Genomic DNA, 21,781 nt, shown 5'->3' on the forward strand with positions numbered 1-21,781 from the left:
CGTCGTACAGACCCCCAGCGCTCCCTCAGTACAACGCCCGGAGCCGGAGGGCGAGTGATTATCGAACGGTGATCTCCACCCGGCGGTTTTTCGGCTCGGGTGTGTTGTCCGGTGTGGCGACAAGCAGATTCCTCTTACCATGAGAGGCGATCGTTATATCATGCACCTGCAGGCCCGCCGTCCTGATGATTTCCGCCACCGACTGTGCCCGCTGCAACCCGAGCCTCTCGTTGGCCTCGCTGTTCCCCACGGTATCGGTATGGCCGATCACCGATACATCCGGTGCGGGGTGCTTTTCCGCCGCAGCCAGGATCTCCGGAATCAGGGCTTCCGACTCGGCTGTCAACACCGTCCCGCTGGCCTTGTAGTAGAGCATGAAGCTGACCGGCAGTGGTGGCCGTGCGGCGAGGGCTTCGCCAAAGTCCCGGTTGATCTTGCCTTCATCTATACCGTAGGGCTTGCCCGAGCCATCGTCCAGATCAACGGCGGAGCGGGCTTCGTTCAGCAGGACATCGCCTTTCACGCCGCTCACCGACAACTGTCCCACCGTGCCGTCCGCATTGTCCATCAGAACGACGTAGGACTTCGGCGCCTGGGCGGCCGGCGGGGTCGTGGCGCAGCCCATGGCAACGATCAGGACGGCAAAAACGACAAACGCTGGTTTCAGGTTGCGAATCATGGCTTTTCCCTCCCGTTCTGCGGCTCGACCTTGACAAGAAAGCGGGTGCCGCGGATTCCGATCGTGCCTGTCGGCGTCTTCATGGTCACAGAGCTCGGTTTGAGCTTGGCGATCACGCCCGAGATAACCTGCAGGGAGCCTTTCGACATGCGCGTACCGAACTTCAGGTTGTCCTTCCCCGGCGCATAGAGGTACTCGTCCACCGTCAGTTCGGTGTCCGGCCCGAAGGACATGACGGTATTGTCCTTGAAGGTGACGCCCATGGCCCCCTTGGTTCCGGTCATCAAAGTGTTTCCAAGTTTGATGGGAGTACCGACCTCGGCCTTGACCGGCTTTCCGGCATCGATCACTGCTGCGCTGCCCGAGACCGTCTTGACGAAGCCAATCGCATCCTGGGCCCATGCCGGCGATCCGGCCAGGAGCATCAGGATGATTACTAGGATGAAGCGTATCATGATTTTCCTCCCATTAGCGCGTGTGGGTGTTCAACGCCCATTCCGAGATGCGTGATCCCGCGTTTTCACAAGTGAAAAGTTAATCAGCTTCATCAGTTAACTTTTTTAAACTTGGCCCGATTTTTTTAAAAAAACGGGCAAGAAAATGAACCAGAATCAAAAATACGAAAATTCAAAGCTCTCCTGTAGTCCTTACGGGCAAATGTTGTTCAACTTTTGCCACAAAGGTATCCGGATCAATTGGTTTCTCTATATATCCATTACAGCCGGCTTCCATGACCTTTTCACGGTCACCGGACATTGCATAGGACGTCACGGCAACAATGGGAGTATCTGCAAGGTCCAGGTTCTGCCTTAAGTTGTGGGCGACGGCGTAACCATCCATGACAGGCAACTGGATATCCAGGAGGATCAGATCCGGTTTTAGCGAAGCCGCCATTTCAATGCCTGCTTTACCATCCAGCGCGGCGAAGACTTCATAGTTGCTCTGCTCAAGGATGAACCTGACCAGATAAAGATTCTGTTCGTTGTCTTCGATGACAAGGATTTTTCCCTTCATGGTTCTTTCCTCTCTTTCGGCAGGGAAAAGCTGAACGTGCTTCCCGCACCCCATTCGCTTGTCACCCGGATTTGCCCTCCCATGAGTTCTACGAGCCTTTTACTGATGGATAGGCCCAGACCCGTCCCTTCATATTTCCGGGTCATTCCCGAATCGATCTGCCTGAAGGCCCGAAAAAGGGTTTCTAAGTCTTCTGTCTTGATGCCGATGCCCGTATCCACAACCCTTATCGTTACGTTGTCCGCTTCCGGTTTGCATTCTATTTTCACCGAACCTTTTTCCGTAAACTTTACGGCATTGCTGATCAGATTCAGAAGAATCTGCTCAACGCGCCTTCGGTCGCTGTTTATGGTTTCAATTTCGGGAGAGACTGCATAGGTGAGTTCAAGACCCTTTTTGCCGGTAAGCGGACGCGCACTCTCCACAGCCTTTTCCATCATGGAACGAAGGTCAAAGTTTTCATAGGCGATCTGCAACTGTCCTGCTTCGATCTTTGATAAGTCGAGAACATCATTGATTAACGAAAGCAGGTGTTGTGCACTGCCGCGCACCATGTTCAGTTGTTTTTTCTGCTCGTCATTTAAAGGTCCGACAATCCCCTGCAGAATGATGCCGGTGAACCCGATGATCGAGTTCAGCGGCGTTCGCAGTTCGTGCGACATCGTCGCCAGGAAGGCTGATTTAATCCGGTCGGCGTCCTGAGCTTTTTCCATCGCATTTGCCAATTCGGCCGTGCGCAGTTTGATGCGCTGTTCCATTTCCTGGTTGATTTGCCTAAGTTCCAAGGTGCGCGCATTCACCTGAACCTTTAACAGAACACCGGCAACCAGACTAATGAGCAGCGCAAGGCCAGCAATGAGCGCCAGGGTCTTCATCCATGCCGGAAGTTTAAATACGGTTTTTTCGGTTGTCCACCGCTTCAATGACTCGTAATATAGTGACTGAGAATCATTCTTTAGTTCCAGCAGGTGTTTATCAATGGTTTTCAACAGTTCATCCGGAGCCCCCCGGGGCGCTGCAAAAAAAAGTTGAGTTGGATGGAATATAACCGCTGTCTCTTCCAGCCCCATCTTATGTGCATGCACCAACCCGTAGAAACGATTGGTAATGGCGGCGTCGGCCTCCCCTCTGGCAACCACCTCGAAGGCCTGTTTGTAATCCGGCAGCGAAATGAGGGTGATTTTAAATCTGAAGTTTTCAGCGAGCTGCCTGAAAGCCTCCTGTTGAACCGAACGTTCCAGAACAACTATTCTTTTCCCATCCAAATCTACTATCGAACGGATTTGCTTGTCTTTGCTGGCATATACCTGAAACCAGTCGGACAGGACCGGTTCCTTGTGAAAGGAGAATACTTTTTCGCGCTCCAGGGAATATGCCACATCGGGCATCAAGTCTATCTCGCCTTTGGACAGGCGATCCAATCCCTCCCCCCACGTGCCGGGCACATAGCGCAAGGTCCATCCTTCGCTTTTAGCGATGTGCTCGATGATATCAATGAAGATGCCTGCGGGTTTGCCGGGCTCGGGAATAAACACCTTGGGAGCGTTTTCATAAACGCCCACACGCACGATGCGATCTTTGCCGGCCGCCGATGAATTGTCAGGATAAATCGGTATCAAAAGAACCAGAAGCGGGCATAAAATCAGCCATCCGTAATAAAGGACAAACAATTTTGTCTTGAGTTTCATTTTCGACTTACCCTCAGTCAGTTCAGAATTGCAGCGAGGATTACTGTTTGGAATCAAGCCCTTTCAAGCTGAAAACCTTTCTCCCGGAATAATCTTAGGCAGGCATCTGCCGCATTTGCGTCATAAAACGTCCCTTTATTGTTCTCAATCTCTTCAAGTGCCGCATTTAATCCTAATGCGGGACGATAGGGCCGGTGGGAGGCCATGGATTCCACGACATCGGAGATAGCCATGATGCGGGCCTCCATGAGAATGTCATCCCCTTTTAGATTTCTTGGATATCCCGATCCATCCATGCGTTCATGGTGCTGGTAGACTATCTCTGCCAGGGGCCAGGGAGATTCTACATCCTTCAGCATCTCGTATCCTGTTTGGGCATGTTCTTTAATTAGGGAAAACTCAATGTTTGTCAGCTTAGTGGGTTTGGACAATATCTCCGCGGGGATGGATAATTTTCCGATGTCATGGATGGAACCTGCCATCCGGATTCCATCGATTTTCTCCTGAGGCAATCCCATCTCCGTGCCGATGGCACGGGCAAGGTCCGCAGACCGGATCTGGTGACCGGCCGTATAGGGATCTCTGGTCTCCACGGCCGACACCATGACCTGAATGGTTGTCCCGATGGCTTTATGCAGGCGCTCCAGGGCCCCACGCAGCGACTTCTCTGCAACGTCTCTTTGGATAACCAGAGCAACGGTGCTACTGAGTCCATCCAGCATTGCATCTTCTGAGGATAGTATCGGGTGTTTTGCGAAGAGGGCCAGAACCCCCATTGTCTTTCCACCGGGAACGCGTAGCTGGTATCCTACGAACGACACGAGTCCGAGTTCGCGTGCCCATTCGCGGTTGTGAACCCGAGGATCATTCTGTACGTCGTTTGTGAGGAAACTGTGATCATCCTCTGACGCGATGTGTCCGATCTTGTAGCAACCGAAAGGAACGCGGCGGTGAATCTTGCCGTCTGTATGTATGTAGCGGCCAGAACTCGCCAACAAATGCAGACACCGGTCTCGGAAACGGCAGATATGCGGTCCTTCATTCACTTCGGCATGGACGCAGCCCTGCTCGCAAAGATCACCGGGCTGAATCAGCCAGATTCTACAAAAATCAGTATCGAAGAGACTGACAACGCTGTCAGTTATAACTCTGAGTTTTTCTTCAAGCGTAGCCGGTGCAAGAAGCGACTGTTGGAGTAGGTTGACACCCTGCTGCAACACCAGCATTTTTTCGCGTCCCTCCTCCGCCTGCTTTTTTTCGTTAATGTCACGGAAGATGCCAATAAGATAAGGCATTCCCCCGATGGTAATGTTGGCAGCGCCTATATCGGCATAGAAGATTGACCCGTCTTTTCTCAATGACGGCAAGCTTTCGGCAAGAACTTTCTCCCCTTTTATCATTTTTCCAAATTCATCTTGAACACGGGAGATATCCTCCTTTGGGTGGATATCATAGATGGTAAGACTTTCGATCTCTGCTTTTGTATACCCCAGCATGGAACATATCGCAGTGTTACCCTGAAGAAATTTTTTGGTTATAGGATCAGCAATCAGAATCCCGTCACTGGCTCTATCAAAAATTGTCTTGAATTTTTCCTCACTCTTCAGAAGCGCATCCTCCGTCCGCTCACGCAGCAGTCGTTTGACCATCAGCACTCCCAGCAAGGCGGCTCCCAGTGGATAGATCACCAGGACCGGTAATGCGATATTTGAAAGTACCCGCAGGGCTGTCGCCCAGGGCAGCGAGAACATCAGGCCCAGCATGGTCAAATGAATCACCATGCCGAAAAGGTAGAGCTCTTGCCAGGAAATTTCGGCCAGGGGACGGCGGCGAAAGTGACGCCAGGCGATCCCGGTCGCCCCTGAAGCGAGGATCACAGCGATACCGGTCCAGGCTCCTGTTCCTCCCTGATAGAAACGAAACGCTGCGGTCATTGCCATCGCTATTGTGGTGGGGAAAAAACCGAAAAAGAGTCCGGATATGCCAAGCAATATCGAACGTGTATCAAATACGATGCCCGGCCCGAATGCCCAAGGCGTCAGCATGACGGTGATGCCGATGGCGCCGAGAGCGAGACCGACAAGCGCTTTCCAGAACGAAGATTGCCCTACACGCCACTGGCTCGCGGCCACGTCAAAGAGGAAAGCCACTGCCAGCAAGAAAGTGGCATTCTGAACCAAGCCGAGAAAGGATGCATTCATACTGTATCTACTTGCTCCCGTCTTATTACGCGTCGGTGTAACGGCTCACGAATAGCGGGTTCTACCAACATACCCCCCCAAGGCTAAAGAGGGTATTACTCAAACCGGCATCCCTTTTCCCTTTTTTGATTTTGAGTCGAGTAGACCGGTTTCTCCCGGGATCTCACTAAAACACAAAACCCCGCACTCTTCTCAGTAACGGGGTCTCGGCAATCAGTCCATGGCACCCTCCGCGGGGTTATGGCTATAAATCACTCAATAGATTAACTCATGAATCAACCAATACTCCAAAATATTTCAGATTTCAAGGTAATTTTGATGTTTACTGAGAAATAAGACGGACTGGAAGATCATCATTCCCATCTGTAATCAATGGGCCTGATAGTGATAAAATGCGAATAATAATAGGCTACAAACAATAATGGCTTCATCAAATATACTTGTAAACAGGAATAATAAAAAATGCCGAATACACTCTATAAAACAAGCATATACGGCTTTCTCCGGCGAGAGCTTATTTACTGCTCCAGTGATTGGCCGAAAGCCGCTATCCATGATATGATTAAAAATGACCCTGACTGGAAAGAAATGAAATAGATAATGCTAAGAAACACGTTTTGTCATATCCAGAGAATAGGAACCATTACCGAAGAGAAACTATGGGACGCCGTTATACATGATTAGGACTAATTCCATTTAGAGATGACCAGTTTACCTGATGAAAGACCATTAATAATCCGGAGGAATTTGTATGAAGACAACAGAAACCCTTTCTATATCAACGGTCAGGCGTACCCAATTTGTTTCCATCACATCTAAAATTACCGAAGTCATTGCAAGTAAAGGATTTCAGGATGGTGTCTTAACAATATTTGTGCCGCATACCACCGCAGGAGTGACAATCAATGAGAACGCCGATCCTGATGTAGCAAGGGATATGGAATTGTTCAGTGACCAACTGGTCCCTCAGAGCAATCGATTCCGACACAGCGAAGGAAACTCTGACGCACACATCAAGTCCAGTTTGTATGGGTCTTCTGTACAGGTAATCATCCGTAATGGTAAAATGTGGTTGGGAACCTGGCAGGAAATATATTTCTGTGAATTTGATGGACCGCGTCAGCGGGAAATATATTTGGCCTTTACATCTTGATTTGACTCAGATCAGTTATATCAGAGACAGACCGGTTCAGACCTTCCCTATAGTGAGTCAGTAGGAAATCTTTTCAAACGAATATATTGGGAGGGTAAATGACTGTTCCTTTGCCAGTCATCTGATACTCGAGTTCGGCATGGTCTGCAAATGCTGATCTCCCTTGGGAATTGGCGAGAAATCCGTGCGAGTGGCACCAATCAGTAAATGTTTCCGGATCGATGTCTGCGCGAATAGCGATATTGCCAGTACCCTCAATCTCTTCGCATTGCCTTTGGACAAGAGCTTTCCAGTCTTCAAAAGTATCGGGCATATTTTTAGCGTCGGTAAATATCGCAAGCGCTTTGCGGTAAGTTAACTCGTCATTAAACCAAGCAACTCCTATGACCTTGCTCATTCTGACACTCCTTTCGTTTATTGGGGAACAGTGACCGTGACATTGGCGCAAAACAATAACCTAATGATAACCGCAGCTATTATACCTACCGGATTCAATATATCTCATTCCGCGATCAGCTAATTCATTAATCTCCTCTTGGGAGCACCCTACATATTGGCAAATATGACCCATCGCAGGTAACCATCTATTCGTCAAATAGTAACCAATGCTCTCCGGAAAAACCTCTCGTTTTATTTTATCAGTACTGAATGGTGGTAAGAAGCAATGAACCATATTTTGCAATCCGAGATATTCTTTGGAAAGGAAAAAGAACCAGAATGGAAATTCCTCGTCCAGGAGATTGACATATTCCCTAACAGGTTTACTTTTGTAAAGTTCAGAGATATTTTCATTATATCCTTGAAATATTATCTTAACATTTTCCTTATATACCCTTGATATTTCTGGTGATACCATGAGACTTCTCAGGACATCCAGTGCGGGTTGGATGTTTCTCTCCAGAACCTCTTTCTTGGATACGACGATGACTAATGGGTTGACAGAATCACTTACTTCTCTGGAAATATCTGACATTTGTTTTTCTCCTCACTTCATGACCGCCACTGCTGTGCTCCATTTCTCAGGAACGGGCAACGGTAAGATAATGATCGAGGGACCTGGTGTCAATAAAGACACAGCGGCTCAAATTTTACATGACTCCATGGTTAACGCAGGAAAGATGTATTTGAAAGACTTACCGGTATTGGTTGACGTGTCAGTAGTAGCGGAGACCTTCTCAACGGTTAGTCGGTGGGAGATCTTCGGGGGTGTACGATAATATTTAAGTCCAGACCCCAGTATTTTATTTAGCCACGGGATCCTATAAGGGGAAGGGAGAGGTGGTAAAACTCATTTTATGATGATAGAACCCGCCAGAGAAAGGAGATAACAATGCTAAAGAACACATTTTGTCACCTCCCCAAAATCGGGCCAGTTACGGAATCCAAACTATGGAACGCCGGTATTCATGACTGGGACCAATTCCTTCAATCACCCAATATACCCTTGTCCAAATCCAGGATAGCGTCCATTTACCACGAGCTCGAAGAATCATCACAACAACTGGTCGCAGGCAATCCCCATTACTTTGTCCAGCACCTTCCAGTCAATCAATACTGGCGATTATTCCCCCACTTCCGGGATACCATCGCCTATCTTGATATCGAGACCACTGGGTTGGAAAACTGGTGTAATGAGATAACCACCGTCGCTTTATATGACGGTCATACGGTCCATATCTATGTCAACGGTCAGAACCTCGATGATTTTGTTGACGATATTCAGCAATATAAAATCATTGTTTCCTACAACGGACGGTGTTTTGACGTCCCCTTCATCGAACAATTTTTCCGGATCAAGCTTGATCAAGTCCATATTGACCTCAGATTTATTCTAAAAAGTCTCGGATTTTCGGGTGGTTTGAAAGGATGCGAAAGACAACTAGGGATTGATCGCGGTGAACTTAGAGATATTGACGGTTATTACGCCGTGATTCTCTGGCAAGAATACAAGAGGACCGGGAACAAGAAATCCTTGGAGATGCTTATTGAATATAACAGCTTGGATGCGCGGAATTTGGAAACCTTGATGGAGATGGCGTATCAGAGGAAGCTGAAGGAACTGAGGTTTGGGTAGGGATTTAGCAATCTTTCAGGTTTCCTTCATTCCTGTCAGGATCCTTAAGGGGTAAATCTTGATAGATGGACATGATTACCTCTTTAAAAGCTTCAGGTGCCATAACTACACCCCAACCCTTTTGGGCTTGATAGATCCCATCGTATGCTGAATCGTGATAGCTCCTTATTAGATGGGGAATATCTCGCTCGATAAGAATGGAATCGAGAAATTCAGCTTCAATTTCATTATCCAAAATCAAAATCTTATTAAACTGCTCCATCAATAGCCTCCCTTAGATTACCCTTGCTCTACAGTTTCGGCTAACTCAACCAACGATTTGCATATATCATTATTACAAAATAAATAACATGTTTGATAATCATGGGGTTTAGAAGCGGCAAGATTCAGTGGGTGCAAATAGATCCGGTAGCAGCCGCCAGATCTTGCCGATAGAAGATACGTCAACCTCCGTAATCATGATAGGAAAGACCGCATTGGATTTTTTATTTGCAATGGCGGCAGGATTCTGGTAGGATGCGAGTGGAAGCGGTATTACATATAGCTTCCTGCAACAAAACGCCGCCCTTGAAGAAAATGCTTGCTTCCAACTGGCAATCCTCATTGCTTTTCCACCTCAAAATCAAAGGACTTGTGATTGGAATATACCTGTAGTTTTCTATGTTGGCCCGCAATTAGTATATTTAGGGCGGCTATAATCAAAATATTACAGAACTCTCAAATAAGATGTGGTATACTTTTTAGCGGCAGATGACTGTTATAGCTTCATTACTTGGGTAACTTAAACCAGGGCACTAACGATATTGAGGATACTATGACCCATCACCTGGTGCAATCAGGTTACACAGCTCTTATAGACAGAATAAATCTATTTCCCCAGGGGGCACCCCCATCAGGCACCCTTTATAAAATCCTTAAGATCCTTTTCAGTGAGAAAGATGCTGCCCTGGTATCGCTCCTTCCTATAAAACCATTCTCGGTAGAGAAGGCTGCCCGTCTTTGGAAGACCAACACATCAGAAGCTCAGAATATTTTAGATAATCTGGCAGACCGGGCCATTCTTCTTGACATGGAGGAAGATGGAAAGCAAACCTATGTTCTTCCACCACCCATGGCCGGTTTTTTTGAGTTTTCTCTCATGCGGCTCCGAGGAGATATTGACCAGAAAACATTAAGCGAACTTTTCTATCAGTATCTCAATGTGGAAGATGATTTTATAAGATCCCTCTTCACGGACGGAGAAACACATTTAGGCCGTATATTTATTCAAGAAAAAGCCCTCTCCGCTGAAACAAGCCTATACGTTCTGGACTATGAAAGAGCCACAGAGGTCATTAAAACGGCTTCATGCAGGGGGATAAGTATTTGCTATTGCCGTCACAAAATGCAGCATCTCGATAGGGATTGTAATGCACCGAAGGAGATATGCATGACCTTTAACTTGTCTGCGCAGTCTTTGATCAAACATGGTCATGCTCGTCTTGTTAGCGTGGAGGAGTGTCTGGATTTGCTCGATATTGCTTATGAAAATAAGCTGGTTCAATTTGGTTCAAATGTACGTGAAAAGGTCAATTTTATCTGCAATTGTTGTGGTTGCTGCTGTGAGGCTCTAATCGCAGCAAGACGTTTTGGTCTTCTTCACCCTGTTCATACAACTAATTTTCTGCCCGAGGTTCAAGTGAGCGATTGCGTGGGTTGTGGTAAGTGTGTCAACATTTGCCCTGTGGAAGCCATGGGCATAGTATCAGCCAATGATCCCCGAATGCCTGAAAAGAAAAAGGCCCTATTGAATGAAGAAACATGCCTTGGCTGTGGTTTATGTAAACAGGCCTGCCAGGGCAATCACATTTCAATGAAATCACGTTTCCAGCGGGTCATAACACCGCTGAATTCGGTTCACCTGGCTGTTGTAATGGCCATTGACAAAGGAAAGCTACAGAACCTTATTTTCGATAATCAGGCCCTTTTCAGTCACCGAGCCATGGCGGCAATTCTCGGTGTTATTCTTAAACTACCCCCCATTAAACAAGCGATGGCAAGCCGCCAAATGAAATCGAGATACCTTGAAACTCTGATCAGGAGGACTGATACAATGAAGAAATAGATCAGATAAGTGATCATTTACTTTTTCCTGAAATGTAGTATCTGGTAATTTTAACAGGCAATCAAGGGCACGGATATGGAGAACTCAGAATTAGCGCATCTTAAGAAATATTTATTGACGCTTGTCCTAATCTGGACTTTAGGCATCATTGCATCTCTGGGATTGAACATATACCAGCTGAGACAGTCCATCCTGAGGGTTGCCCGAACAAGTGCCGAGATCTTCCATGAAAAAGATATCATCTATCGAAGATGGGTTTCAAAACAGGGGGGAGTGTATGTGCCCGTTTCAGAGATGACCCCTGCCAATCCTGACCTCAAGGTCCCAAACCGCGACATCACGACTTACGATGGTCTGTCGCTAACGCTGGTAAATCCTGCCTACATGAGCCGCCAAGTCAATGAACTGGCCATGGAGATGAATGACCTTCAGGGGCACATCACCAGCCTCAATCCAATCCGGCCCGAAAATCGTCCGGATCCTTGGGAGACTGAGGCTCTGAAAACATTTGAGCAAGGAACAAAAGAGACCGGTTCCATCGAAAAGATATCGGGAAAAGAATATTTTCGTTTCATGCGCCCTTTTATTACGGAAAAGGCCTGCCTGAAATGCCATGCCGCCCAAGGATATAAAGAAGGGGATATCCGGGCAGGGATCAGCATATCAATCCCCATGAAACCCTTGAGGGCTATTGAGCGGTCCCGTATGGCCGAATTAACGCTCGCCCACGGTTTTCTATGGATGATCGGCCTGGTCGGAATCGGTGCCGGCGCACGACGTTTGCAGAGGCAGACGCTTATGCGTGAAAAACTTGAGGAAGAACTCCGCAGCCTTTCGATAACCGATCCGCTCACCGGCCTGAACAACAGAAGGGGCTTTTTATCTCTTGCGGAACAGCAGCTAAAATTATCGAACAGGAATATGCGAGGAGTGCAGCTTTATTTTGCTGACCTGGACGGGTTGAAATGGATCAACGACACGCTGGGTCATGAGGAAGGAGATAAAGCGCTCATTGAAGCGGCAATCGTGTTCAAAGAGACCTTCAGAACCTCTGACATTGTTGCCCGTCTGGGAGGGGATGAATATGCCGCCCTTGCCGTTGATATACCCGATGCAAATTCCGAGATATTTACTGCCCGGTTGCAGTCTCTGATTGAAATACGAAACAATCAGGGAAACCGGAAATACAGACTTTCAATCAGTGTCGGCTGCTCTTACTATGATCCTGAGAATCCCTGTTCCATTGACGAACTCATGGCCTCTGCGGATAAATTGATGTATGAGCAGAAGCAAAACAAGAAGGGCCTTCTGATGCAAGGGGCCTCCCTTTCAAGCAGTATTCAATGATTTATAAGATTTTCATTATCACGGACTTGGTGTTGGTTTCTGTTTTCTATGTGGGTGGGTATTGGGTGGGTTTTGCCTGCCAATTTATGGGTGAATAGCTGACATTGTTACCTCAAATATCCCCTCCCAGCAAAAAGCAAATGAGGCCGCGTGTAAAGAAAAAGGGATTAGGCAATTTTACCTAACCCCTTGTATTGATTGGAGCGGGCGACCGGGATCGAACCGGCGACGTCCAGCTTGGGAAGCTGACATTCTACCGCTGAATTACGCCCGCTCAGTTGCATTCATCAAGGTCGGCTTTGCCCTTTACCTGTTATGGCCGTTTTGTCAAGGATTTTTTGGCGCCAGCCGCAGCGTGACGGAACGGGCGTGGGCGTCGAAACCCTCCAGCTCGGCAAAATACGCCGCCTCGCTGCCGTATTTTAATAGCGCAGCGGAGGAAAAGTTCAAAATACTCGTTCGTTTGACAAAGTCATAAACTCCCAGGGGTGAAGAAAACCTGGCCGTGCCGCCCGTGGGCAGGATGTGGTTGGGACCGGCGATATAATCCCCGAGCGCCTCGGGCGTGGTTCCGCCCAGAAACGCCGCGCCGGCATTTGTTATTTTTTTTAAGGCGGCGGCGGGATCAGCCACCATGAGTTCCAGATGTTCCGGAGCGAACCTGTCGGCAATTACGAAGGCCTCTTCCATATCTTTTGTAACGATCAGGATGCCGAAATCCGCCAGTGCCTGGCGGGCGACCTCTCTTCTTGAGAGTTGCGGCAACTGTTCTTCAACTGCTTCCGCCACCTGCTGAGCCAGCATCCGGAGCGGGGTCAGCAGGACGGCGCTGGCCATGACATCATGCTCGGCCTGGGCCAGCAGATCGGCGGCCACGTGGGCAGCCACGGCCGTTTCATCGGCGATCACGAGCACCTCACTGGGACCGGCGATCATATCAATGGCCACTTGGCCGAAGACCATCTTCTTGGCGGCGGCCACATAGGCATTGCCAGGCCCCACAATCTTGTCAACGGCAGGGACGGATGCCGTTCCGTAGGCCAGGGCGGCTACGGCCTGCGCGCAGCCTATTTTAAAGATGCGGTTCACGCCGCTCAGCTTTGCCGCCGCGACAATCAGCGGATGCAGCTCCGTGCTTTTTGAGGGCGTCACTAGGATAATCTCGGCGACCCCGGCAATCCGGGCTGGAATGGCCGCCATCAGCACCGTGGAGGGATAAACGGCGCGCCCTCCGGGGGCATAAATACCGACCCTTTCCAAAGGCAGGACACGCTGCCCCAGTTCGATGCCTGCTTCCTCGGCGGCCAACCAGGAAGGGACTGCCTGTTGCCGGTGAAAGCGCTCAATACGTTCGGCCGCCAGTTGCAGGACACGCCAATTCTCCGGGGAAACTTTGCCGAGGGCGGCTTCGATTTCAGCTTCACTGGCCTCGATAGTACAGGAATTCAGTGAGATACCATCGAATTTTTCCGTATAACGAAAAAGGGCCGCGTCGCCATTCTGCACCACATCAGCTATGATCCCTCCCACAATCGCCCAGATTTCCTCATCAAATACCTTGCCGCGCTGCCTGATTCCGAGAAAAGTCTCAGCAAAGGCCGGGTCCTCCGTATGGATAATCTTCATGACGACGCTACCCTCCTGATATCTGCTCCTATGGCGGAGAATTTCTTTTCAATAGTTTCATAGCCGCGATCCAGGTGATAGACTCGCGACAGCTCCGTGGTTCCCTCCGCCGCCAGCCCGGCCAGGATCAAGGATGCCGAGGCCCGCAGATCCGTGGCCATGGTTTTGGCGCCCCGAAGTTTCGCCACGCCGCGCACCAGGGCGTGATTGCCCTGAATGACAATATCGGCGCCCATTCTCAGCAACTCGCTGACGTGCATGAAGCGGTTCTCAAAAATAGTCTCAGTAATCACGCTGAGGCCGGAGCCGATGGCCATCATGGTCATGATCTGCGCCTGGAGATCGGTGGGAAAGCCCGGATAAGGCATGGTTTTGATGTCTATGCTGCGCACCGCATCTCCTCCCACGGCCCGCACATTGTTATCCCGGACGTTAATTTCCATGCCCGCTGCCCGCAACTTCGTGATCAGGGCGTCCAGATAGCGGGGGGCGCATCCTGTCAGCAAAATATCCCCACCCGTAACACCGGCCGCAATCAGAAACGTGCCCGCCTCGATGCGGTCGGGAATGACCTCGGCCTCTACGGCATGCAGCTCGCTGACCCCTTCAATCTTGATCACGTCCGTGCCGGCGCCACTGATTCTCGCCCCCATTTTGACCAGGACGTCGGCCAGATTGACCACTTCCGGCTCTTTGGCGGCGTTGGAAAGCACCGTAACCCCTTCCGCCAGTGTCGCCGCCATCATGATATTCTCCGTTCCCGTAACCGTGGGAATGTCGAAATAAATGTCGGCGCCCCGTAATCTCCGGGCCTTGGCCTCCACATAGCCTTCCTGCAGGCTGACTTTGGCTCCCATTTCCTCCAGGGCGCGCAGATGCAGATTAACGGGACGGGCGCCAATCGCGCAGCCCCCGGGCAAGGAAACACGCGCCTCCCCCATCCGAGCCAACAGCGGTCCCAATACCAGGATAGAGGCCCGCATGGTTCTGACCAGATCGTAAGGGGCTTCGCAATTGCTGATGGCGCCGCCATTAACTCTTAATACCGGACATTCTCCCTCAATTTCCACCCCGAGGTTTTTCAGGAGTTTCCCGATCGTCCTGATATCCACCAGATTCGGTATATTGGAAAAAGTATTCCATCCGTCCGTAAGCAGGGCCGAGGCCAGGATGGGCAAGGCGGCATTCTTGGCCCCGCTGACCTGAACCTCTCCCCGCAGTCTGTTCCCTCCGTTAATGACTATTTTGTCCACTGGCGCTGCTCCTCTGATGCGCAGCCGCATTCAAACGCTAACTGCGTTGGCTTCGTCGTCGGTTCCTAAACGTACGGTAACGTACGCCGGCGTCACCTCCTCCTTGCCGCCTTGTTATCATTTTAAATGCAACTCCGCATGGAAAATGTTGATCATGTCGCTCTGGCTTTTATAACCCGTTCCAAGCCGCCGTAATCACGACGGGTTCCGATATGCTCAAAATTCCCTGCCTTCTTCAGCAGCCCAGCCACGCTTTCTTGCTGGCCGACCCCCATTTCCAGGAGCAACCAACCCCCTTTTCTCAAGTGCTTCCCGCTCCCGGCAATGATTTCCCGATGACAGGCCGTGCCTCCCTCATCCGCGAGCAGCGCCTGCCGGGGCTCGTATTCCCTGACGCCACGCGGAAGCTGTCCGAATTCCCCGGCCGTAATATACGGAGGATTGGAGACAATCAGATCGAATGTCCCGACAACCGGCCCATACATGTCTCCGCACAAAAATTCGATGCGGTCCGCCACGCCATGGGTGCGGGCGTTACGACGAGCCACCGCCAGGGCTCCGGCCGAGATATCCGTCGCTATCAAGCGGGCCTCGGGCAACTCCGTAGCCAAAGCCACGCTGATCGCGCCGCTTCCCACCCCGATTTCCAGAATACGCAGTCCCGGCGGCGGCATTTTTTTGCCGAACTGCAGGGCTTCTTCCACGAGAATTTCCGTTTCCGGCCTCGGGACGAGGACTTCCCGGTTGACCTCAAAAAGCAGAGACCAGAATTCCTTCGCCCCGATAATATAGGCGACCGGTTCTCCCTGGAGACGTCGAGCCAGCCATTTCCCGAACCCCGCAATTTCCTCTTCCCCCAGGGGTCTTTCGGGGGCTTTATAGAGTTCCAGGCGATCGGTATTTAAATATGAGGCAAGCAGCACTTCGGCATCCAGCCGTGGCGAGGTTGAACCCGATTTTTTCAGATTGGCCGCCGCCTGCCCGAGCATGTCACGAATGTTCATAAACGATTCAGATAGCGGCCTGCTTAAGAGCCTCGGCCTGGAAATGCGTGCCCAGGGCATCAATGACCGACTGGATATCGCCATCAATGAGGTTCGCCAGATCATAGCGTGTCAGGCCGATCCGGTGATCCGTCATCCGGCCCTGGGGGAAGTTATAGGTTCTGATCCGTTCGCTGCGGTCGCCGCTGCCCACCTGATTTTTGCGGGTAGCGGAAATTTCCGCATTCCGTGTCTTGACCATTGCATCCAGGAGCCTGGCCCGCAGCACCTTCATCGCCTTGGCTTTATTTTTCAACTGTGACTTTTCATCCTGACAGGTGACCACGAGACCGGAAGGCAGGTGGGTAATCCGTACGGCCGAATCGGTGGTATTGACGCTTTGACCGCCGTGGCCGCTGGAATGATAGACGTCTATCCGCAGTTCATTGGGATCAATATTGAGCTCCACCTCGTCCACTTCAGGGAGCACCGCCACCGTGACAGCCGAGGTATGTATCCGGCCCTGGGCCTCCGTTACGGGCACTCTCTGCACCCGGTGCACACCGCTCTCGTATTTCAACAGACTGTAGGCGCCTGCACCGGCAACCAGCGCAATAATTTCCTTGAATCCCCCCATCCCGCCCGCCGGAGAGCTGCTGATCACCTCTACCTTCCAGTTTTTCAGCTCCGCATAGCGCGCATACATCCGGAAAAGGTCGCCCACAAAAAGTCCCGCTTCGTCTCCACCGGTGCCGGCCCGGATTTCGAGAAATACGTTCCGGCTGTCATTGGGGTCTTTGGGAAGCAAAAGCAGTTGCAATTTACTTTCCAGCAGGTTGAGGCCTTCTTTCAGTTGGGGTGTCTCTTCCTTGACTAATTGCTTGAGTTCCTCATCGGCGCCGCGCAGGATCTCCTGCCCCTCCTCGATGCGTCCCTTGATATCTTCGTAATTCTTGAATGTTTCCACCAGTAAACGAAGGTCGGCGTGCTCTTTGGCATACCTCTGATAGAGACCCTGCTTGCCAACCACTTCCGAGGAACTGAGCAACCCCTCCAGTTCTTCGTATCTTGTGGCAATATCTTTTAGTTTATCGAACATAATAGCGTCTTGAAACCGGGGGAATGCAGCCCATCAGGTTACCGGAGATTCCCACGGACCACCCGGGGATCTGAGATGGACGTTTCCCCGGCAAAAGGGCAGCGCTGGGGCGGGAGACTGGAATGCTAAACTTTTTTTGCCTGCTTGCTTTTTTCATCCTGGAGGGCATAGCGTTTGTTGAACCGCTCCACCCGGCCGGCCGTATCAATAATTTTTTGCTTGCCCGTCATAAAGGGGTGACACTGGGAGCATATCTCCACTCTGATATCTTTCTTCGTGGACTTGGTGGCAATCACATTGCCGCATACGCAACTGATGGTTGTTTCCGTATATTCCGGATGAATACCCTGCTTCATAGATTATCCTCGCTTCTTCTGACTGATTTGTAAAATATACCGTTCCTGGTTTCACGGGCCTTATAACATCGCCTGAATAAATTCAAGGAAATTATTGTTCTGTTTAGGGATTGTTATTATCAACCCTGGTGCATGGAGGCCAGAAAATCCTGGTTGGTTTCCGTTTTGCGGATCTTGCTGACGATGAACTCCATGGCATCCACAGGATTCATTTCCTGGAGCAGCCGCCGCAGTATCCAGACCCGGTTCAGGTTCTGCTTCGGTATCAGCAACTCTTCCTTCCTGGTTCCGGATCGCACCAGGTCAAAGGCCGGAAACACTCGGCGATCGGCAATCTTGCGATCCAGATGCAATTCCATATTGCCCGTGCCTTTGAATTCTTCAAAGATGACTTCATCCATCCGGCTGCCCGTATCAATCAGAGCTGTGGAGATGATGGTCAGACTGCCGCCGTTTTCAATGTTGCGGGCGGCGCCGAAAAAACGTTTGGGTTTGTGCAGGGCGTTGGAATCCACCCCCCCGGACAGCACCTTGCCGCTCGGAGGCACCACCGGATTATAGGCCCGGGCCAGCCGGGTGATGCTGTCCAGCAGGATAACCACGTCCCGTTTGTGTTCCACCAGACGTTTCGCCTTTTCGATAACCATTTCAGCAACCTGGACGTGTCGAGTGGCGGGCTCGTCAAAGGTGGAGGAGATGACTTCACCCTGCACGCTGCGCTGCATATCCGTCACTTCTTCCGGCCTCTCGTCAATCAGAAGCACCATCAGGATGACTTCGGGATGATTCTTGGCAATGCTGTGGGCCATATCCTGCAGCAGCACAGTTTTCCCGGCGCGCGGCGGCGAGACGATCAAGCCTCGCTGCCCTTTGCCGATAGGAGTAAACAGATCCATAATCCGCGTCGAAAAGTTTTCCGGATCTGACTCCAGGTCCAATTTCTCCTCCGGATAAAGCGGGGTCAGGTTGTCAAAGAGAATCTTGTCCCTGGCGACGTCGGGTAATTCAAAGTTGACCGTATCTACCTTCAGGAGGGCAAAATATTTTTCTCCCTCTTTCGGCGGCCGCACTTCTCCCGCTATCGTATCCCCTGTTCTCAGGCTGAACCGTCTGATCTGGGAGGGTGAAATGTAAATATCATCGGGACTGGGCAGGTAATTATAATCCACGGCCCGGAGAAAACCGAAGCCGTCGGGCAGGATCTCCAGCACCCCGGCCCCGGAGATGACGCCGTTTTTCTCGGCCTGGGCCTGCAGGATGGAAAAAATCAGGTCCTGCCTTCTCATACCGCTGGCGCCCGCCACATCCAGATCTTTTGCCTGTTTCGTCAATTCGCTGATCGGTAGTCTTTTAATGTCGTCAATATTCATAATAGTTCCTTGTAAAATTAGGATTAGGCGGGCGCTGCATAACCAGAGCACCGCCCAAGTGATTTGATTGTTTCATCTAAATTGTGTTTCCATTGAAAAAGCTGAGTAGATTATATTATGCAATAAACTAAATTAGTTTAAGAAGAACCTGGATTAAGATTTTGGGTCGTTACTTGAACTCTTGAAACACCTCAAAAGGAAGGATTCTGCATGCTCCTATCTTCGTTGGCTACCCTCTATATGAAACAGAATTACCTGTCAAGCATTTTTTTGGCGTATGAACAGCGATGTTATGGCATCGAAAAGCAGGGGCTGGCGATACGATTGTGAAAGCGGAGCCGCCGGGCATTTCCGGGTGGCCGGTTTTAGGCGTCTATCGGGAAAAGAAGTTTTACTGTCGTCCCAGCGCCGGGTTGGCTTTCCACCTCCATCCAGCCCCGGTGCGCCTTGAGCAGATGCTTGACTATAGAGAGGCCAAGACCGGTGCCGCCGAGTTCCCGGGAGCGCATTTTGTCCACCCGGTAAAACCTCTCCCCCAGGCGGGCAAGCTCATGCCTGGGTATACCGATCCCCGAATCAGCAATGGTGATGGTCAAGTAGGGGTGGGTTTCCGAGATAGCCACGGCAATGCTTCCCGACGGGGTGAATTTTACCGCATTATCCAGAACATTCAACAGTATCTGCAGCAGACTGTCGGCATCGGCCAGGATCGGAGGCAGGTCATCAGGCCAGTCCTGGCGGATAGCAAGGCCCTTGGCCTTGGCCTGACCCTCAATAACGGCGATGGCCTGCAAAACCGCATCGCGCACATCTACCTTCTCCAGACGCAATCCCGCTTCGCCGAGCTCCAGGCGTGACAGGGTCAGCAGATCTTCAACCAAACGGTTTAACCGCAGGGCATTGGCGGAGATTATCGAAAGAAATCTGGCGGCCTGCGTTTTATCCTCCATCGCCCCTTCCTGCAGCGTCTGGACGAAGCCGAGGATGGCCGTCAGGGGGGTCTTGATTTCATGTGTCACATTGGCTACAAAATCTGCCCTGACCCGTTCCAGCTTCCGCAGTTGGGTGACGTCGTGAAAAGCCATGATTGTTTTAGATTCTTCTTCCGGCAAACCCTTGATCGGCACAATGTTAACATTCAGCAGGAGCGGGTTGTCGTCGCCGAGAGAAATCTCCTGAGAGACAGGCTTGTCCTCGGTACGGCAGGCGTCAAGGGCGTTCTGCAGCTCCACATTGCGGAAGGCTTCCATTAAGGTTTTACCCGTTATCTCCGCGTATTTGTTGCCCAGAATGTCGCCGCCGCCTCTATTCACCATTTCAATGCGGTTTTCGCGATTCAGGATGACCATCCCCTCCGTCATGCTCGCAAAGACGGCGGCCAGTTTTTCCCTCTCTTCCCGGGCAATACGAATATTTTCTGTGTAGGTTTCTACGAGCAGGTTGATGTTATCGGCCAGTTGTTGGATTTCATCATGCGAGGAAATCAATAGGCTTCCGGGCGTCTCCTGCCCCCTCACCCTTTCCGTGTAGTCCTTGATTCTCAGGAGGGGGGAGATAAGCCGCGGAATAAAAAACAAAGCTAAAAGCAGAAAGGATGCCAAGATAATCACGGCCGCCCGGAAAACAATCTGGTAGAAATGGCTGATGGCGGTTTCAACTTCCCGCAGGGGCTTGGCCAGGCGTATATAACCCGTAATTTTCTCCCCGACACGCACCGGGAAGGCAACATACATCATATCAATGCGCAGGGTCTGGCTGTACCTGATGGCGCTGCCCTGCCCCTTGACCCGCGCTTCCTGAATTTCCGGACGGTCGAGATGGCTGTCAAAATTACTGGCCTCCCGGTCCGAGTCGGCCCGCACCTGGCCGTCTGCATTGACAACGGTGAGGCGCGACTGCCAGACTTCGGACAACTGTTGGATATTGTGGATAAGCTGCTCCCCCGGCATGAGCAGCATAACCCGTCCCTGGCTCAGCAACTCCTGCCTGATCTGGGCGGCGATGTCGCGCCGGGTCTGAGTGGCCACAAATAAGCTATCCAGGGAGATGACCACAAAGATGGTAAGCGCGTAAACGGTGAAAATTTTTCTAAACAGTCGGCTTTTCATCAGCTTGATTCCGCTCCGCCTTCCACCGGTTCTTCATGCCGGACGCTTTTGCCCGTTACCATATATACCACCATATCCGCAATGCCCTTGGCATGATCAGAAATCCGTTCCAGACTTTTGGAGATTTGCATAATAATAATAGCACGATGGATGGTGTGCCCGTCTTCTATCATGAAGGTCAGGAGCTCCCGGAATATCTGTTCGGTCAGATTATCTACCCGCTCGTCGTCACTTCTGACCTTGTTGGCCAGGGTAACATCTTCGTTGACTAAGGCGTCAATACTCTCTTTGATCATGCCCCGCGTGATCTCCGCCATGCGGGGCAGATCTATGTAAGGTTTCAACTGCGGCTCGGCATTCAAAATGATCACTTTTTTGGCAATATTTACCGCCATGTCGCCGATCCTCTCCAGGTGGCCGTTGATCTTGATGGCCGTGGTAATAAACCGCAAGTCCCGTGCGGCGGGTTGTCTCAAAGCCAGCAGGCGGATACACTTATCCTCGATATCCATATCGAGACGATCTATCTGATCGTCTTCGGCCACCACCTTGCGGGCAAGGGCCGAGTCCCGCTGCAGGAGGGAATTGACGCTTTTTTCAATGGCCTTTTCCGCGAGAGCCCCCATATAGATCAAGCTGGTTCTCACCTCCTGGAGCTCGCTCTCGTACTGGACACTGGTATGCCGTTTTTCTATTTCCATATCTTCCTTTTCCCCCGTTTGGGAC

The 21,781-nt window shown here is 50.8% G+C and carries 20 protein-coding genes and 1 tRNA gene; 4 read left to right on the forward strand and 17 right to left on the reverse strand.

Annotated elements, in window-relative coordinates; translation table 11 throughout:
- Positions 1-58: 58 nt before the first annotated feature.
- The 5 genes from NT140_02030 to NT140_02050 form a co-directional block, all read right to left on the reverse strand.
- Positions 59-679 carry an OmpA family protein gene (locus NT140_02030; protein MCX5830664.1) on the reverse strand — a complete coding sequence of 207 codons (621 nt, stop codon included), beginning with the start codon at positions 677-679 and terminating at the stop codon, positions 59-61.
- Positions 676-1,134, reverse strand: coding sequence for a FecR family protein (locus tag NT140_02035; protein MCX5830665.1), 459 nt, complete (start codon positions 1,132-1,134; stop codon positions 676-678). Before NT140_02035 ends, NT140_02030 begins: the two co-directional genes overlap by 4 nt.
- Positions 1,135-1,306: 172 nt before the next feature.
- The gene (locus NT140_02040) at positions 1,307-1,693 is read right to left on the reverse strand and encodes a response regulator (protein MCX5830666.1); all 387 of its coding nucleotides are present in this window, start codon (positions 1,691-1,693) and stop codon (positions 1,307-1,309) included.
- Positions 1,690-3,381 carry an ATP-binding protein gene (locus tag NT140_02045; GenBank protein ID MCX5830667.1) on the reverse strand — a complete coding sequence of 564 codons (1,692 nt, stop codon included), beginning with the start codon at positions 3,379-3,381 and terminating at the stop codon, positions 1,690-1,692. The genes NT140_02040 and NT140_02045 overlap by 4 nt, the downstream gene beginning before the upstream one ends.
- A 53-nt stretch (positions 3,382-3,434) precedes the next feature.
- On the reverse strand, positions 3,435-5,582 hold the full coding sequence (locus NT140_02050) for a PAS domain S-box protein (GenBank protein ID MCX5830668.1): 2,148 nt from the start codon (positions 5,580-5,582) through the stop codon (positions 3,435-3,437).
- A 751-nt stretch (positions 5,583-6,333) separates the two neighbouring features.
- On the opposite strand from NT140_02050, the gene NT140_02055 reads away from it, so the two are divergent.
- Positions 6,334-6,735: a secondary thiamine-phosphate synthase enzyme YjbQ gene (locus NT140_02055; protein MCX5830669.1), complete on the forward strand. Its 402-nt coding sequence runs from the start codon at positions 6,334-6,336 to the stop codon at positions 6,733-6,735.
- A 73-nt stretch (positions 6,736-6,808) separates the two neighbouring features.
- Here the strand turns inward: NT140_02055 and NT140_02060 are convergent, their stop codons facing one another.
- Entirely contained in the window at positions 6,809-7,132 is a 324-nt protein-coding gene (locus NT140_02060) for a hypothetical protein (protein ID MCX5830670.1), read from the reverse strand.
- 60 nt (positions 7,133-7,192) lie between these two features.
- Positions 7,193-7,708 carry a hypothetical protein gene (locus NT140_02065; protein ID MCX5830671.1) on the reverse strand — a complete coding sequence of 172 codons (516 nt, stop codon included), beginning with the start codon at positions 7,706-7,708 and terminating at the stop codon, positions 7,193-7,195.
- Between the two features lie 357 nt (positions 7,709-8,065).
- Here NT140_02065 and NT140_02070 point away from each other — a divergent pair, with 357 nt between their 5' ends.
- Entirely contained in the window at positions 8,066-8,809 is a 744-nt protein-coding gene (locus tag NT140_02070) for a ribonuclease H-like domain-containing protein (protein ID MCX5830672.1), read from the forward strand.
- A gap of 4 nt (positions 8,810-8,813) precedes the next feature.
- Here NT140_02070 and NT140_02075 read toward each other — a convergent pair whose 3' ends face one another.
- Positions 8,814-9,071: a hypothetical protein gene (locus tag NT140_02075; GenBank protein ID MCX5830673.1), complete on the reverse strand. Its 258-nt coding sequence runs from the start codon at positions 9,069-9,071 to the stop codon at positions 8,814-8,816.
- A gap of 552 nt (positions 9,072-9,623) precedes the next feature.
- On the opposite strand from NT140_02075, the gene NT140_02080 reads away from it, so the two are divergent.
- Together NT140_02080 and NT140_02085 are read left to right on the forward strand one after the other, a co-directional pair.
- Positions 9,624-10,913: a 4Fe-4S dicluster domain-containing protein gene (locus NT140_02080; protein MCX5830674.1), complete on the forward strand. Its 1,290-nt coding sequence runs from the start codon at positions 9,624-9,626 to the stop codon at positions 10,911-10,913.
- A gap of 75 nt (positions 10,914-10,988) precedes the next feature.
- Positions 10,989-12,260, forward strand: coding sequence for a diguanylate cyclase (locus NT140_02085; protein ID MCX5830675.1), 1,272 nt, complete (start codon positions 10,989-10,991; stop codon positions 12,258-12,260).
- Positions 12,261-12,459: 199 nt separating this feature from the next.
- Here the strand turns inward: NT140_02085 and NT140_02090 are convergent.
- The 9 genes from NT140_02090 to phoU form a co-directional block, all read right to left on the reverse strand.
- Positions 12,460-12,534, reverse strand: a tRNA-Gly gene (locus NT140_02090).
- A 53-nt stretch (positions 12,535-12,587) separates the two neighbouring features.
- The gene (hisD, locus tag NT140_02095) at positions 12,588-13,886 is read right to left on the reverse strand and encodes a histidinol dehydrogenase (protein ID MCX5830676.1); all 1,299 of its coding nucleotides are present in this window, start codon (positions 13,884-13,886) and stop codon (positions 12,588-12,590) included.
- Complete coding sequence (gene murA / locus NT140_02100) at positions 13,883-15,139, reverse strand: UDP-N-acetylglucosamine 1-carboxyvinyltransferase (GenBank protein MCX5830677.1); 1,257 nt, start codon at positions 15,137-15,139, stop codon at positions 13,883-13,885. The genes hisD and murA overlap by 4 nt, the downstream gene beginning before the upstream one ends.
- Before the next feature lie 152 nt (positions 15,140-15,291).
- On the reverse strand, positions 15,292-16,143 hold the full coding sequence (gene prmC, locus NT140_02105; GenBank protein ID MCX5830678.1) for a peptide chain release factor N(5)-glutamine methyltransferase: 852 nt from the start codon (positions 16,141-16,143) through the stop codon (positions 15,292-15,294).
- 7 nt (positions 16,144-16,150) lie between these two features.
- A complete protein-coding gene (gene prfA / locus NT140_02110; GenBank protein ID MCX5830679.1) occupies positions 16,151-17,221 on the reverse strand; it encodes a peptide chain release factor 1 in 1,071 nt (356 codons plus the stop codon).
- A 125-nt stretch (positions 17,222-17,346) separates the two neighbouring features.
- The gene (gene rpmE / locus NT140_02115) at positions 17,347-17,577 is read right to left on the reverse strand and encodes a 50S ribosomal protein L31 (GenBank protein ID MCX5830680.1); all 231 of its coding nucleotides are present in this window, start codon (positions 17,575-17,577) and stop codon (positions 17,347-17,349) included.
- A 119-nt stretch (positions 17,578-17,696) separates the two neighbouring features.
- Complete coding sequence (rho, locus tag NT140_02120; GenBank protein ID MCX5830681.1) at positions 17,697-18,947, reverse strand: transcription termination factor Rho; 1,251 nt, start codon at positions 18,945-18,947, stop codon at positions 17,697-17,699.
- A 365-nt stretch (positions 18,948-19,312) separates the two neighbouring features.
- Positions 19,313-21,055, reverse strand: a complete 1,743-nt coding sequence (locus NT140_02125) for an ATP-binding protein (GenBank protein ID MCX5830682.1) — start codon at positions 21,053-21,055, stop codon at positions 19,313-19,315.
- A complete protein-coding gene (gene phoU / locus NT140_02130) occupies positions 21,055-21,750 on the reverse strand; it encodes a phosphate signaling complex protein PhoU (protein ID MCX5830683.1) in 696 nt (231 codons plus the stop codon). Before phoU ends, NT140_02125 begins: the two co-directional genes overlap by 1 nt.
- Positions 21,751-21,781 lie beyond the last annotated feature (31 nt).

It is taken from the genome of Deltaproteobacteria bacterium (genome assembly GCA_026388415.1).
In the GTDB taxonomy this organism is placed as follows: Bacteria; Desulfobacterota; Syntrophia; order Syntrophales; family JACQWR01; genus JAPLJV01.

Bases quoted from the DNA above. Each gene is read 5' to 3' on its own strand.
- NT140_02030 (MCX5830664.1), bottom strand. From the start codon at position 679: ATGATTCGCAACCTGAAACCAGCGTTTGTCGTTTTTGCCGTCCTGATC.
- NT140_02035 (MCX5830665.1), bottom strand. From the start codon at position 1,134: ATGATACGCTTCATCCTAGTAATCATCCTGATGCTCCTGGCCGGATCG.
- NT140_02040 (MCX5830666.1), bottom strand. From the start codon at position 1,693: ATGAAGGGAAAAATCCTTGTCATCGAAGACAACGAACAGAATCTTTAT.
- NT140_02045 (MCX5830667.1), bottom strand. From the start codon at position 3,381: ATGAAACTCAAGACAAAATTGTTTGTCCTTTATTACGGATGGCTGATT.
- NT140_02050 (MCX5830668.1), bottom strand. From the start codon at position 5,582: ATGAATGCATCCTTTCTCGGCTTGGTTCAGAATGCCACTTTCTTGCTG.
- NT140_02055 (MCX5830669.1), top strand. From the start codon at position 6,334: ATGAAGACAACAGAAACCCTTTCTATATCAACGGTCAGGCGTACCCAA.
- NT140_02060 (MCX5830670.1), bottom strand. From the start codon at position 7,132: ATGAGCAAGGTCATAGGAGTTGCTTGGTTTAATGACGAGTTAACTTAC.
- NT140_02065 (MCX5830671.1), bottom strand. From the start codon at position 7,708: ATGTCAGATATTTCCAGAGAAGTAAGTGATTCTGTCAACCCATTAGTC.
- NT140_02070 (MCX5830672.1), top strand. From the start codon at position 8,066: ATGCTAAAGAACACATTTTGTCACCTCCCCAAAATCGGGCCAGTTACG.
- NT140_02075 (MCX5830673.1), bottom strand. From the start codon at position 9,071: ATGGAGCAGTTTAATAAGATTTTGATTTTGGATAATGAAATTGAAGCT.
- NT140_02080 (MCX5830674.1), top strand. From the start codon at position 9,624: ATGACCCATCACCTGGTGCAATCAGGTTACACAGCTCTTATAGACAGA.
- NT140_02085 (MCX5830675.1), top strand. From the start codon at position 10,989: ATGGAGAACTCAGAATTAGCGCATCTTAAGAAATATTTATTGACGCTT.
- hisD (MCX5830676.1), bottom strand. From the start codon at position 13,886: ATGAAGATTATCCATACGGAGGACCCGGCCTTTGCTGAGACTTTTCTC.
- prmC (MCX5830678.1), bottom strand. From the start codon at position 16,143: ATGAACATTCGTGACATGCTCGGGCAGGCGGCGGCCAATCTGAAAAAA.
- prfA (MCX5830679.1), bottom strand. From the start codon at position 17,221: ATGTTCGATAAACTAAAAGATATTGCCACAAGATACGAAGAACTGGAG.
- rpmE (MCX5830680.1), bottom strand. From the start codon at position 17,577: ATGAAGCAGGGTATTCATCCGGAATATACGGAAACAACCATCAGTTGC.
- rho (MCX5830681.1), bottom strand. From the start codon at position 18,947: ATGAATATTGACGACATTAAAAGACTACCGATCAGCGAATTGACGAAA.
- NT140_02125 (MCX5830682.1), bottom strand. From the start codon at position 21,055: ATGAAAAGCCGACTGTTTAGAAAAATTTTCACCGTTTACGCGCTTACC.